This is a genomic window from Gammaproteobacteria bacterium, from assembly GCA_032250735.1.
In the GTDB taxonomy this organism is placed as follows: Bacteria; Pseudomonadota; Gammaproteobacteria; order SZUA-152; family SZUA-152; genus SZUA-152.
In genome coordinates this window covers 1-12,981 of the sequence record JAVVEP010000021.1, presented here as the reverse complement: position 1 = coordinate 12,981, position 12,981 = coordinate 1, and the positions used below count along the sequence as shown (strand labels likewise).

The window sequence follows — 12,981 nt, the reverse complement described above, 5'->3', positions numbered from 1 at the left end:
AGCAGACACCGTTGAACACAGGAGCTTTGTCACACATGAATAACCCTTTCACAGCATCCCAACCCCTGCCCTGGCGCGGGATCCAGCCTCGGGGTTTCACCCTCATCGAGCTAATGATCGTCATCGCCATCCTTGGCATCCTCGCCGCCGTTGCCTATCCGTCTTACCAGAGTTCGGTGATCAAGGCGGGGCGGGCCGATGGCAAGGGCTCGCTATTGAGCGCCGCCCAGGCGATGGAGCGCTGCGCCACCACCAACAACAATTCCTATGCCACCTGTGCCGTGCCGGCCACCTCCAGCGAGGGCAAATACACCCTGGCGCTGAGCAACCTCGCGGCGTCAACCTTCACCATCACCGCCACCCCGGCTGCAGGCACCAGCCAGGTCAATGATGCCGATTGCACCACTCTGACCATCAACCAGGCGGGCCTGCGCGGCGCTACCGGAGGAAATACCGCGGTGTGCTGGTAGATCGCCGGTCTCTGGCAGGCGGCCGGATTTGCAGAAAACAGCTAACATCACGACCCAATATCACGATAATTGACCCTGCCCGCCCCCTGCGGGCAGGGCCCGTCCAGTCCCACCCTTCCATTAGGCCGCCCATCGGCTGATCCCTACCACTGGTCACGAATCCCCTCGTGCTGGAGGCCGAGGCCGGTATACTACGGCCCATGAACAGGCAGAATGGATTCACCTTGATTGAACTTGCCATCACCCTGGCGATCGCCGCCATTGTGCTCGCCATTGCCGTCCCCAGTTATCAGACCTCGGTGCAGAATAATCGCCGCACCACCGCTGTCAACGATCTCGCCACCGCCCTACAGCTGGCCCGCAGCACCGCCATTTCACGGCGGGTCACGACCACCGTGTGCAAAAGCAGTGATGGCGCGACCTGCCCCATCGGGGGAGGTTCCGGCGACTGGTCACAGGGCTGGATGGTGTTCACCGACGCCAACAACAACGCCACCCTGGATGCCGGGGAGACCCTGCTGCGCGTACATAGTGCGCTCGCCGGCACCGCCACCTTCGTTGGCAATAACAATGTCGTCAATAGCGTCTCATTTTCGCCGCAGGGCCTGGCCCGCGGCAGCAACGGCACCATCAGGCACTGCGATTCACGCGGCGCCGCTGACGCCAGCGCATTGGTTATTTCCGTAGGCGGGCAGGTTCGACATGCTACCGATAGTCCCGGTGATAGCGACACGATTGTCGACGTAGAAGGAGTAAACGTTACATGTCCCACACCGTAAACCCATTCAGATCAACCACACATAGCCGCCGGGATCACTCAGGCTTCACGCTCATCGAGGTGCTGGTCACCGTGGTGGTGGTGTCCATCGGCCTGCTGGGGCTGGCGGGGCTACAGATCAACGGCCTGCGCGCCAACCTGAGCTCCGAGGCCCGCAGCAAGGCCACCCTGCTGGCCAGCGACATCATCGAGCGCATGCGCGCCAACCCGCTGGGCGTTGCCAATAACGATTATGCCAACATCAACACCGCGGGCATCGGCTGCGGTGCGGCGCCCGATCCATTTTGCAGCAACAATAGCGGGGGCATCGCGCTCGTCACCGCACCCGAAGGTTGCACCCCCACGGAAATGGCCAGCTTCGATGCCTGGATCTGGGCCTGTGGCCTGCCGCAGGCCAATGCCGACGTCCTACGCGGCGGGGTCACCAACCAGTTAAATCAGGGAACCGGCAATGTGGCCTGTAATGACGGCGACACAACGGATGCCGATCCCTGCTCAGCCGGTTCCACCTATACCGTCAACGTCAGCTGGAACGAGCTCAACCCCAACAGCACCGACCCGGCCACCTCCGGTGCCAACACCCAGCAAAACATCTCGCTGGTGGTCGTTCCCTGAAGCGCCGCAGCCTTAATTGCCCTCTCAATAGCCGCAGCATAAATACTGCCAAGTGAGTCATCCGATGATCAAGACAAGCCCTGCCAGCCTCCAGACACGCCCGCACCGGCCCCGCCGGCAGCAGGGTTTCACCCTGGTCGAAATCATGGTGGCCCTGACCATTGGGCTGCTGATGATGGCGGGCATCCTGCAAATCACCCTGGCCAATAAAGAGTCCAGCCGCCTGCAGCGCAATATGGGATTTGTGCAGGAGAACATCCGCAATGCCATGGAGTTTCTCGCCAGAGACGTGCGCATGGCCGGCCACTACATCGACAACAATCCTGCAGGGCGCATTCTCACGCCACCGGCCCCCTTCATCAATGTGAGCGCTGCCACCACCGTGACCACGGCCCCGCTGACCGCCGATGGTGGCACAAACAACAATGACCAGATCACCCTGACCCGCGAAAGTAATTTTGACTGCCTCGGCCAGGCAACCCCCGCTGATGCCAACGGCAATAATTTTGCCATCAACCACTATTTCATCGCCAATCAACGCCTGATGTGCCGGGGTAATGGCAGCGCCGCCGCCCAACCCCTGGTGGAGGGTGTGGAAAGCCTGCAGATCCTCTATGGCGAAAACACCGACAACGATCCCCGCTCCGCCAACCGCTACGTGCGCCCCGAGCAGGTGGCCAACATGGCAAACGTGGTCAGCCTGCGCATTGGTATGCGTTTCATCAGTCGCGAGGCCGTGCGCCAGGCCGCTGGCACCAATCAATATGCCTTGCTGGATGCCACGCCCTTTATCCCTGCGGCCAACGACCGTCTGCTGCGCCGGGAAATCACCACCACGGTCTCACTGCGTAACGACTCATAGTCCTGGCAATAGCGGATCACACACAACAACAGACCCAGCAAATGATGACGGAGAACCCGACCATGCCACCCCTGCCCACTATCACCCCTCACCCACAACAACGCGGCGTCGTGCTGGTGGTGAGCCTGCTGATTCTGCTGGTACTGACCCTGCTCGGCATCAGCAGCCTCGATGGCTCGATCATGGAAGAAAAGATGGCCGCCAATGCGCAGACCTCGAGCCTGACTTTCCAAACGGCCGAGTCCGCCATCCGCGAGACCTTTTTTGAGGAGAGCAACGACCCGGTTGGGGCCTTTATCAATGCAGAGAATGGCGATACCGAAAACTATGATGACGCCAGTCGCAACATTACCGCCGGCACGCTGATGGCGATACCGACCAATATCATCAAGACACCGATTTACAACAGTAGTGCCGGCCTGTTCGATGCGCGCAGTATCGAAATTATCGGCACGGCCAATATCGATGACATCAACAGCCGTAACACGCAGGGCTATCGCATCTACCCGATGTTACCGGGCTCATAACCGGCCCTGTCGCTGACTGCCGCCCCTGCCTATCGACAACGCTATCGCCAACGTTACCTCCAACGAGAGAACCGCCATGATCAGACCAACATTTCATCTTCGTAGCCTGAGCGCCACCCTGCTCGTCCTGCTCTGTGCCGGCCATCCCGTACTGGCCGACGATACCGAGGTCCTCATTGGACCCGGCGGTCAGGCCTGGGCCAAACCCAACGTGCTGTTCATCATGGACACCTCGGGCAGTATGGGTACCAACATCGCCGGGGGTGTTGCCACCGCCGCCGATCCATCACGCCTGTCCATCGTACAGGGTGTATTCGCCGACCTGATGAACACCAACTCCGGCTTCAATGTTGCCCTGATGCGCTTCGATGCCAGTGGTAACGGCGGCTATTTCGTCACCCCCATGCAGGAGCTGAACGATAGCACCCGTAGCAGCATCATCACCGCATCAAATAACTTAAGTGATGGTGGCAATACCCCCCTGTCCGAGACCCTGTATGAAGCCGCCCGTTATTACGGTGGACTAACCGTCGACTACGGCGACAGCAGCACCCCTGGTATCAATCACGCCGATGTCTTCTCCGGCAACAATTACGACTCACCCATCACCTCACAGTGCCAGGCCAATTACATAGTGTTGCTCACTGATGGCGAACCCACCTCAGATACTAATGCCAACGACAATATTCGCGATAATTTTCTCAATGGCACGGCCTGCACCAACAACTGCCTGGACGAGGTGGCCGGCTATCTGCACACCGCCGATCAGAACAGCACCATTCCGGACACCCAGACCGTGGAAACCTACACCATCGGCTTCACCACCAACCAGGCCCTGTTGCAGGATACCGCCACTGCGGGCGGTGGCGCCTATATCACCGCCAACAATGCCCAGGATCTCTCCGCTGCCTTCGCGACGATCCTCGATACCATCACCGACACCAATGACAGTTTTTCGCCCCCCGCACTGGCCGCCAACAGCTTTAGCGGGGTCTCGCACCACAACCGGCTGCATTTTGCGCTGTTCGAGCCGGCCGCCGCACCGCAATGGCCCGGCAACGTCAAACCCTACGCCATAGATGACAACTTCCAGCTAGTCGATGCCGACAATCAGCCGGCCGTCGACACCCGCGGTTTCTTTGTCGACACCTCACGCAGCTTCTGGTCGAATAGTGACGATGGCGACAGCATTGCCGCCGGGGGCGCCAATGGCCAGCTCCCCGCCGCCGCCAGCCGCAAACTCTATACCTACACCAGTGGCTATAGCAGCAGCGGCGTGCCGGATGTGCCGGCACTCAGCGCCGCTACCAATGCGCTGAAAAACGACATTGCCAGCAACCTGACCGCCGCCATGCTGGGACTCAGCAACCCTGACGCCACGGCACTGGAGGCCGAATTCACCAGCGTGCTCGACACCATTCGCGCCAGCAAAATCGGTGCGCCACTGCACTCCCAACCTGCCATGGTCACCTACGGCGGCACCGAAGCCAGCCCCGACCTCACCCTGTTCGTCGCCACCAATGACGGTTTCCTGCATGCCCTCAATGCCGGCAGCGGCGTCGAGCAGTTTGCCTTTATCCCCAAGGAACTGCTGCCCAACCTGCCGACCCTGACCCGCAACACCGGCAGCCACCCACACGGGCTGGACGGCGACATCAGCGTCTGGGTAAAAGAGAGCAATGATGACGACCAGACGATCGAGGCCACTGAAGGCGATCATGTCTTTGTCTACGTCGGCATGCGCCGCGGCGGAAACAACTATTATGCGTTAGACGTGACCAACCGCGATGCGCCGACACTCAAGTGGGTGATCCAGGGTGGCGCCGGCGGCACTCCCGGTTTTGAGGAACTGGGACAGAGCTGGTCCAGGCCGACACTCACCAGCATCCAGTACGGTGCCAGCTCGAAAAAGGTGCTGATCTTCGCCGGCGGCTACGATACCGCGCAGGACGCCAATCCGCTGAATGCGGATGACAGCATCGGCCGCGCCATCTTCGTGGTGGATGCGGATACCGGCAGTCGCCTGTGGTGGGCCGGCCCCGCGGGCAGCGCAGCCGATGTCGAACTGGCGACCCTCACCAACAGCATCCCCTCAGAAGTGCGCCTGCTGGACAGCAATCTCGATGGTCACACCGACCGCCTCTATGTCGGTGATATGCGCGGGCAGCTGTTCCGCTTCGATCTTGCGGCTACCGCTAGCAGCATGACAGGCACTGGCGTGCGCCTGGCCAACCTCGGTGGCAACACCGAGGCCGACAATCGCCGTTTCTATTATCCCCCGGACGCGGTGGTCACCCGCCATCAGGGCACCTATGTTTCGCTCAACATCGGCTCGGGATATCGCGCCCATCCGCTCAATCCGCTGAACCCCAATGGCACAGCCGGACCACGCGTGAATGACCGCTTCTATTCGCTGCGTGATCCCTATGTGGTCAGCCCCGTACCCGACCCCTATACCAGCCTTACTCATGGCAACCTGTTTGACGCCACCAGCAGTCTGGTCACCAGCCCTGCCGACATTGCCAGCCTGGCCAGTGCCAGCGGCTGGTATCTCACCCTGGGTAGCGGCAACGGTGAAAAGGTGCTGGCCCCGGCGATCACCATCAATGGCGAGGTCTTCTTCACCACCTACACGCCACCGACATCGGTCGCCCTCAGCAGCTGCGCACCACCTCCCGGCACCGGGAGCCTGTATCGCGTCAGCCTGTTTAATGCCAGCCCAGTTATCGACGTTAACGCAGACGGCGATCTCGATGATCTCACTGACCGTAGTCTCGACCTGCCACGCCCTGGCATACCGCCTGCACCCGCAGCCGTGTTCCACAAAAATAGCAGTGGCAAAGTCGAGCTTGGCCTGTGTGTAGGCACCGACTGCGAAGAAATGCCCAATGCCATCCAGATGCAGGAGACCTACTGGACGGATGGCAGTTAACCGCTGTCGCAAACAGACAGCCTGAAAAAAGGCCCCTTTCTTCCCATGAAGAAAGGGGCCTTTGCCTATCCGCGAGACTAAAACACCAGCCTCTCAACACCGGGTTATCGTTTTACCTGCAACGCCCTGGGCAACGAAAACACCACGTTCTCCACGCTGCCCTCTGACTCCATTACCGTGGCGTCGGTGAGCGCCTGCAGGTGCTCGACCACCTCATGCACCAGCACGTCCGGCGCTGAGGCGCCTGCGGTGACGCCGATCACATCGTCCTGCTGCAGATCCACCAGCCACGCCGGCTGTATCTGCGTGGCGTCATCGATCAGGTAAGCGCGGGCCCCGAGTCGCTGCGCCAGCTCACGCAGGCGATTGGAGTTGGAGCTATTGGCCGATCCGACCACCAGCACAAGGGCACAGCGCGTGGCCAGCAGCTTTACCGCATCCTGCCGGTTCTGCGTGGCGTAGCAGATGTCATCCTTTTTGGGGCCGTGGATATTGGGGAAACGCGCGCGCAGGGCGTCGATCACCTGCCGGGTATCATCCACCGACAGGGTGGTCTGGGTGACATAGGCCAGCGCCTCGGCATTATTCACCTCCAGCCTGGCGACATCGGCCGGCGACTCCACCAGATACATGCCCTGGCCCGCATACTGCCCGAGCGTGCCCTCCACTTCCGGGTGGCCAGCATGACCGATCAGCACCACCTCTTCCGCCGCCTTTTCGTGACGCACCACCTCCATATGCACCTTGGTCACCAGCGGGCAGGTGGCGTCAAACACGCGCAGACCACGATCCCCCGCCTGCTTGCGCACGGCCTGCGATACGCCGTGGGCACTGAAGATCACCGTGCCGTTATCCGGCACATCCGTCAGCTCATCCACAAACACCGCGCCCTTGTCGCGTAGACCATCCACCACAAAGCGGTTGTGCACCACCTCGTGACGCACATAGATCGGCGCGCCAAACAGATCCAGCGCGCGCTCCACGATCTCGATGGCGCGATTCACGCCGGCACAGAAGCCACGGGGATTGGCTAATAAAATTTTCATCTCAGGGTTTCACTCTTTAACACTGTGTTTTTGAACCTCGCGCGCAGAGGTTTTCTGTTGGCGTCTTCATTACAGCCTGTATTGCCGTTTCCCCCGTCATACGGCGCAATGCCCTGCGGTTATTGCGCCCTACGGGGGAGAGATAGTGCTGAGTGCTTAGCACTTAGCCCACATCCTACTGTACGATGAGCACATCCTCACCGCCCGTCACTTCCAGGATCTCGACCTCAAACAGGATCTCATGACCGGCCAGTGGATGATTAAAATCCACCGTCACCTGCGCGCTACCCACTTCCTTGATCATGCCGGGATATTCCTCACCATCCGGCATCGCAAAACTCACGATCATCCCCCGCTCCAGCGGCATATCCTCGGGGAAATCACCACGATCCATGGCGTGCACATTGCTGGGATCAGGATAACCGTAACCATTTTCCGGGCCGATCTTCAGGCTCTGCCTGTCACCCGTCTTCAGGCCGTACAGGGCCAGTTCCAGGCCTTCCACCAGGGTCTCATCGCCCATCACAAAATGCAGGGGATCGCCCTGCTCGGTGGCCTCGGCCACGGTGCCGTCTTCGAGGGTGATGGAAAAATACATGACGACATCGCTGCCGTATCCAATGCTAGGGCTTTGCTCTGTCACCTTAGACCTCGTTATGCTTGTTGCGTTGTTTGGCATCCACCGTTGTCGCAGCCACACTGCGGTCACCGCGTAGACTGTCGATTACCAGCAACACGGCGCCGACACTGATGGCAGAATCGGCGATATTAAAGGCGGGCCAATGGTATTGCTGGTAATACAGGTCAATGAAATCCACCACGTAACCGAGCGTGACCCGATCCCACAGATTGCCGACCGCCCCACCCAGCACCAGGGCCAGGCCAACCGCCAGCAGGGTTTGTGTCGCGTTCAGGCGTCTGATCCAGAGGGTGATGCCGATACTCACCGCCAGGGCAAGCACGCTGAAAAACCAGCGCTGCCAGCCGGATTCGCTGGCCAGAAAACTGAAGGCCGCGCCGGCATTGTGGGCCAGGGTCCAGTTAAACCCGGGGAATACCGGCAGCGGCTGGTATAACGTCAAATAGTGAGTGGCAATGGCCTTGCTGGCAAGATCAAGTACCACCACCACTGCAGACAACCACAACCACTTCAACATGCTGTTTTTTCCCATCATGACCACTTACGCAAAACGCCGCTGTTCGCCATCGCCATCGACATTGCTGATGCAGCGACCACAGAGCTGCGGATGTTTGTCACTGCTGCCGACATCCTCACGCTGATGCCAGCAACGGCTGCACTTGGCGTGCGCCGAAGGGAATACCGCCACCCACAGCTCATCACCATTTTTCAGCGTGACATGCACCGCGTCATCCGTCTTCTCGGTATCACGATGCAGCCGTGCGTAAGAGGTGATCAATACAAAACGCAGTTCATCCTCAAGGCTCATCAGGCGCGTATAAATCTCACTGCCGCAGTAGAGGTCCACCTCCGCCGCCAGCGATGAGCCGATACCACCGGCGACACGCAGGTTTTCCAGCTCCTTGCCCACGGCCTCACGCACCTCCAGCACCTCCTGCCAGAAACCCGGCCCCATCAGCTCATCCCCAAGCGCGGGGAAGGCGTACCACTGTTCGAGGAAAACCGACTCACCGCGTTCACCCGGGATGAATGACCAGAGCTCTTCCGCGGTGAAACTCAGGATCGGCGCAAACCAGCGCACCATGGCCTCGATGATATGGTACATGGCGGTCTGGCAGGAGCGTCGCGCCAGGCTGTCGGCCTGGGTGGTGTACTGGCGATCCTTGATCACGTCCAGGTAGAAACTGCCCATGTCGCCGTTACAGAAGTGGTGCACCTTCTGATAAATGTGATGAAAGTCATAACGGTCGTACGCCGCAATAATATCTACTTGCAGTTTTGCGGCATGCGCCACTGCCCAGCGATCCAACGCCAGCATCTCCGCCGGGGCCACGCTGTGTTGGGCCGGATCAAAACCATTAAGATTCGACAACAGGAAACGGGCCGTGTTGCGCAGCCGGCGATAGGCATCCGCCGAGCGTTTGAGGATCTCGTCGGAGACGGTCATCTCGTTGCGGTAATCCGTGGCCGCGACCCACAGGCGCAGGATATCGGCCCCGAGGTTGTTGACCACCTTTTGCGGCGCCATCACATTACCCCTGGACTTGGACATCTTCTGTCCCTTGGCGTCCACGGTAAAGCCGTGGGTGAGCACGGCCTTGTACGGTGCCTTGCCGAAGGCCGCCACCGAGGTGAGCAACGATGACTGGAACCAGCCCCGATGCTGATCGGAACCCTCCAGATACAGATCCGCCGGGCGTGCCAGATCAGCGCGTCGATCCAGCACACAGGCATGAGTCACGCCCGAGTCAAACCACACGTCCAGGGTATCCGTCGCCTTGTCATACTCGCCTGCCGCATCACCCAGCAGCGCTTTCGCGTCTAACTCGAACCAGGCATCAATACCCTTTTCTTCCACCCGTAGCGCAACCTGCTCGATCAAGGCCGCGGTATCGGGATGCAGCTTGCCGGTCTGCTGGTGCACAAACAACGGAATCGGCACCCCCCAGGTGCGTTGCCGGGAGATACACCAGTCGGGGCGGTTGGTGACCATGCCCTCGATGCGGGCCTTGCCCCAGTCCGGCATCCACCGGGTCTGCGCAATCTCCTGCATCGCTGCATCACGCAGACCGTTTTGGGTCATGCTGATAAACCACTGCGGTGTGGCACGGAAGATGATCGGCGTCTTGTGCCGCCAGCAATGCGGATAGCTGTGCCGCAGGGCCGCTTCATGCACCAGCATGCCGCGCGTCTTCAATACCTCCACCACCTGCGGGCCGGCCTTCATCACATGCTGGCCCGCGAACAGTTCGGTGTCGGGCAGGAACACGCCATTGCCCGCCACCGGGTTCTCCACCGGCAGGTGATATTTCATGCCCACCACAAAATCCTCCTGGCCATGACCGGGCGCCGTATGCACGCAGCCAGTACCGGCCTCGGTGGTGACGTGATCACCCAGGATCACCGGCACCTCGCGGGCATAGAACGGGTGGCCCAGCTTCAGGCCTTCGAGATCGGCGCCACGGCAATAGGCGATGACGCGATAACTGTCGCGTCCCCAGCGGCCCATGGCCTCTTTCAGCAGGGCCTCGGCCAGCAGCAGGCGCTCCGGGCCGTGCTCGCCTTCGGTCTGCACCACGACATAGTCCAGCTCCGGGTTCAGCGCCACGGCCTGATTGGCGGGCAGGGTCCAGGCGGTGGTGGTCCAGATCACCACCGCGAGCGGGCCTTCACCGCGGTGTCTTTTCTCCACGTCCTCGGCGTGATGCACCCGCGCAAACAGGGCCTCTTCATCCAGCACGGCGAAACGCACGTCAATGGCCAGCGAGGTCTTGTCCTCATATTCCACCTCGGCCTCGGCCAGTGCCGAACCGCAATCGGTACACCAGTGCACCGGTTTGGAACCCTTGTGCAGATGCCCCGCCTCGATAATCTTGCCCAGTGTGCGGATGATGTCCGCCTCAAACTGGAAATCCATGGTCAGATAGGGTCTGTCCCAATCGCCAAATACGCCCAGCCGTTTGAAATCCTCGCGCTGGCCATCCACCTGCGTCTGCGCATAGTCGCGGCAGGCCTCACGGAAAGTAGCGGCATCCACCTTCACTCCGGCCTTGCCGACCTTTTTCTCCACATTCAATTCGATGGGCAGACCATGGCAATCCCAGCCCGGCACATACGGCGCATCAAAACCGCTGAGGGTCTTGGATTTGACGATGATGTCCTTCAGCACCTTGTTGACCGCATGGCCGATATGGATATCCCCGTTCGCATACGGGGGGCCGTCGTGCAGGATGAATTTCTTCCGGCCTGCGCCGGCCTGACGCAAGCGGGCGTAAAGATCGCTTTCCTGCCAGCGCTGTAGCAGCTCCGGCTCTCGCTGGGCCAGATTGCCGCGCATGGGAAAATCCGTCTCGGGCAGATTCAGCGTCGCCTTGTAATCGGCCTTATCCTTCATGTCATTGCTCACAATCGTCACTCGCGTAGAAATTTCTGTGTATGGGCCGGTGGCGGGAATGCCATAAGGCCACCGCGGATGGGCATTTTACCTGTTTGCGGGGGGCAACGGCTAGGAAATACCCGGGCGACTGGTTTTCCCTGCAGGCATTCGTGCTAACCTTCGCCGCATGACGGATAAAACACGAAAATTTGGCCGACGTTCGCTCAAGCTGATCGAGTACGGCGGCCTGATTGTCATCACCATCGCCACGCTCGTTGCCGGCATCCAGGAAATCCTGAGCATGGTATCCGTCGGTCGGGTCACCCTGGCCGACCTGCTGATGCTGTTCATCTTCCTGGAGGTGATCGCCATGGTGGGGGTCTATCTCGACTCCGGCAAGCTGCCGGTGCGCATGCCGCTGTACATCGCCATCGTCGCCCTCGCCCGCTATCTGGCCCTGGATATCAAGCACATCGACAGCTGGGAAATCTTCGCCGTGGCCGGCGCGATCCTGATCCTGTCTGCGGCCACCCTGGCGATCCGCTACGGCAACCTGCGCCTGCCCTATCCCCCGTGTGATTCCGATCAGGCACCGCAGGTCGAGAAACCGCCCGCCGCTCAGGATAAAAACTAGCCTAAAATTTCTGGCCCCGCGCAAAAAATTGCCGGGCCTGTTCGGCATCACGCCCGATCTGCGCCCGAAGGGCATCAAACGAATCGAAACGCCGCTCATCACGCAGCCAGTGCAGAAAATTCACATGCACATGGCGGCCGTAGATATCACCCTCGAAATCAAACAGGTGCACCTCCAGCAGGGTTTTCATGCCGCCCACCGTCGGCCGGGTGCCGAGATTGGCGACACCGCACAGCGGCTCGCCCTCCAACCCAAACAGCTGCACCGCAAACACCCCACGCAAGGGGGTGTTGATGCGGTGCAAATGGATATTGGCGGTGGGAAAGCCGATGGTGCGGCCCTTTTTGTCACCATGCGCCACCCGGCCGCTCATGCGGTAGATGCGTCCCAGCAGCTTTTCCGCCGCATTGAGATCCCCCTCCGCCAGCGCCGAACGCACCCGCGTACTGCTGACCCGCTTACCATCCAGCACGAAGGTGTGCATGTTCACCACCTCAAAGCCGTGCCTGCGACCCGCCGCCTGCAACTGCGCAAAATCACCGGCGCGATCCTTGCCGAAGCGAAAATCATCGCCAATCACCAGATACTTCACCCCCAGACCGTCGACCAGCAGACGCCGAATAAACGCCTCGGGGGACTGCTGGGAAAAGGCCCGGTTAAACCTCAGCGCCACCACACGGTCCACCGCATATCGGCGCAGGGCCTGGACCTTTTCCCGAAAACGAGTCAGCCGGGGTGGCGCCTGTTCCGGCCGGAAATATTCCTGGGGCTGAGGTTCGAAGGTCACCACCGTGAGCGGCAGGCATAATTTTTCCGCCTGCTCCGCCAGCTGGCCCAACACGGCCTGATGGCCAAGATGGACGCCGTCAAAATTGCCGATGGTGGCGACGCAGCCACGATGTACGGGTTTTAAATTGTAGGTGCCGCGGATGATTTGCATGGGCATTTAGTTAAAGCCCCCGTCCCATCAGGGTCCGCAGCCGGACCCCCAGCAGCAGCAACACCCCAAAATAGACCAGACTCCCCGCCACCACCCACACCGTCAGCCAGCCCACCCGTTGCCACAGGCCCCACGCCAACCAGCCCGACAGGTCCCCCACC

Annotated in this window: 12 protein-coding genes; 7 read left to right on the top strand and 5 right to left on the bottom strand. The window is 60.5% G+C overall.

The features are described 5' to 3' along the window. Positions 1-35: 35 nt before the first annotated feature. The 6 genes from RRB22_11700 to RRB22_11675 all read left to right on the top strand — a co-directional run bounded on the left by RRB22_11700 (position 36) and on the right by RRB22_11675 (position 6,184). Complete coding sequence (locus tag RRB22_11700) at positions 36-470, top strand: type IV pilin protein (GenBank protein ID MDT8385070.1); 435 nt, start codon at positions 36-38, stop codon at positions 468-470. Positions 471-670: 200 nt separating this feature from the next. Next, positions 671-1,249, top strand: coding sequence for a GspH/FimT family pseudopilin (locus tag RRB22_11695; protein ID MDT8385069.1), 579 nt, complete (start codon positions 671-673; stop codon positions 1,247-1,249). Further along, complete coding sequence (gene pilV / locus RRB22_11690; GenBank protein MDT8385068.1) at positions 1,234-1,863, top strand: type IV pilus modification protein PilV; 630 nt, start codon at positions 1,234-1,236, stop codon at positions 1,861-1,863. The genes RRB22_11695 and pilV overlap by 16 nt, the downstream gene beginning before the upstream one ends. A gap of 64 nt (positions 1,864-1,927) precedes the next feature. Next, a complete protein-coding gene (locus RRB22_11685) occupies positions 1,928-2,725 on the top strand; it encodes a PilW family protein (GenBank protein ID MDT8385067.1) in 798 nt (265 codons plus the stop codon). A gap of 62 nt (positions 2,726-2,787) precedes the next feature. Continuing rightward, positions 2,788-3,252 carry a PilX N-terminal domain-containing pilus assembly protein gene (locus tag RRB22_11680; GenBank protein MDT8385066.1) on the top strand — a complete coding sequence of 155 codons (465 nt, stop codon included), beginning with the start codon at positions 2,788-2,790 and terminating at the stop codon, positions 3,250-3,252. A 76-nt stretch (positions 3,253-3,328) separates the two neighbouring features. Beyond that, the gene (locus RRB22_11675; protein MDT8385065.1) at positions 3,329-6,184 is read left to right on the top strand and encodes a PilC/PilY family type IV pilus protein; all 2,856 of its coding nucleotides are present in this window, start codon (positions 3,329-3,331) and stop codon (positions 6,182-6,184) included. Between the two features lie 104 nt (positions 6,185-6,288). Here the strand turns inward: RRB22_11675 and ispH are convergent, their stop codons facing one another. From ispH to ileS, 4 genes are all read right to left on the bottom strand, one after another. Continuing rightward, positions 6,289-7,230 carry a 4-hydroxy-3-methylbut-2-enyl diphosphate reductase gene (gene ispH, locus RRB22_11670; GenBank protein ID MDT8385064.1) on the bottom strand — a complete coding sequence of 314 codons (942 nt, stop codon included), beginning with the start codon at positions 7,228-7,230 and terminating at the stop codon, positions 6,289-6,291. Between the two features lie 175 nt (positions 7,231-7,405). After that, positions 7,406-7,873: an FKBP-type peptidyl-prolyl cis-trans isomerase gene (locus RRB22_11665; GenBank protein MDT8385063.1), complete on the bottom strand. Its 468-nt coding sequence runs from the start codon at positions 7,871-7,873 to the stop codon at positions 7,406-7,408. Position 7,874: 1 nt separating this feature from the next. Beyond that, entirely contained in the window at positions 7,875-8,387 is a 513-nt protein-coding gene (lspA, locus tag RRB22_11660) for a signal peptidase II (GenBank protein MDT8385062.1), read from the bottom strand. Positions 8,388-8,411: 24 nt separating this feature from the next. Continuing rightward, complete coding sequence (ileS, locus tag RRB22_11655; protein MDT8385061.1) at positions 8,412-11,264, bottom strand: isoleucine--tRNA ligase; 2,853 nt, start codon at positions 11,262-11,264, stop codon at positions 8,412-8,414. A gap of 169 nt (positions 11,265-11,433) precedes the next feature. On the opposite strand from ileS, the gene RRB22_11650 reads away from it, so the two are divergent. Further along, the gene (locus RRB22_11650; protein ID MDT8385060.1) at positions 11,434-11,880 is read left to right on the top strand and encodes a phosphate-starvation-inducible PsiE family protein; all 447 of its coding nucleotides are present in this window, start codon (positions 11,434-11,436) and stop codon (positions 11,878-11,880) included. Position 11,881: 1 nt separating this feature from the next. Here RRB22_11650 and ribF read toward each other — a convergent pair whose 3' ends face one another. Continuing rightward, complete coding sequence (ribF, locus tag RRB22_11645) at positions 11,882-12,820, bottom strand: bifunctional riboflavin kinase/FAD synthetase (protein ID MDT8385059.1); 939 nt, start codon at positions 12,818-12,820, stop codon at positions 11,882-11,884. Positions 12,821-12,981: the final 161 nt, after the last annotated feature.

Coding starts and splice junctions, on each gene's coding strand:
- RRB22_11700 (MDT8385070.1), top strand. CDS start 36: ATGAATAACCCTTTCACAGCATCCCAACCCCTGCCCTGGCGCGGGATC.
- RRB22_11695 (MDT8385069.1), top strand. CDS start 671: ATGAACAGGCAGAATGGATTCACCTTGATTGAACTTGCCATCACCCTG.
- pilV (MDT8385068.1), top strand. CDS start 1,234: ATGTCCCACACCGTAAACCCATTCAGATCAACCACACATAGCCGCCGG.
- RRB22_11685 (MDT8385067.1), top strand. CDS start 1,928: ATGATCAAGACAAGCCCTGCCAGCCTCCAGACACGCCCGCACCGGCCC.
- RRB22_11680 (MDT8385066.1), top strand. CDS start 2,788: ATGCCACCCCTGCCCACTATCACCCCTCACCCACAACAACGCGGCGTC.
- RRB22_11675 (MDT8385065.1), top strand. CDS start 3,329: ATGATCAGACCAACATTTCATCTTCGTAGCCTGAGCGCCACCCTGCTC.
- ispH (MDT8385064.1), bottom strand. CDS start 7,230: ATGAAAATTTTATTAGCCAATCCCCGTGGCTTCTGTGCCGGCGTGAAT.
- lspA (MDT8385062.1), bottom strand. CDS start 8,387: ATGTTGAAGTGGTTGTGGTTGTCTGCAGTGGTGGTGGTACTTGATCTT.
- ileS (MDT8385061.1), bottom strand. CDS start 11,264: ATGAAGGATAAGGCCGATTACAAGGCGACGCTGAATCTGCCCGAGACG.
- RRB22_11650 (MDT8385060.1), top strand. CDS start 11,434: ATGACGGATAAAACACGAAAATTTGGCCGACGTTCGCTCAAGCTGATC.
- ribF (MDT8385059.1), bottom strand. CDS start 12,820: ATGCAAATCATCCGCGGCACCTACAATTTAAAACCCGTACATCGTGGC.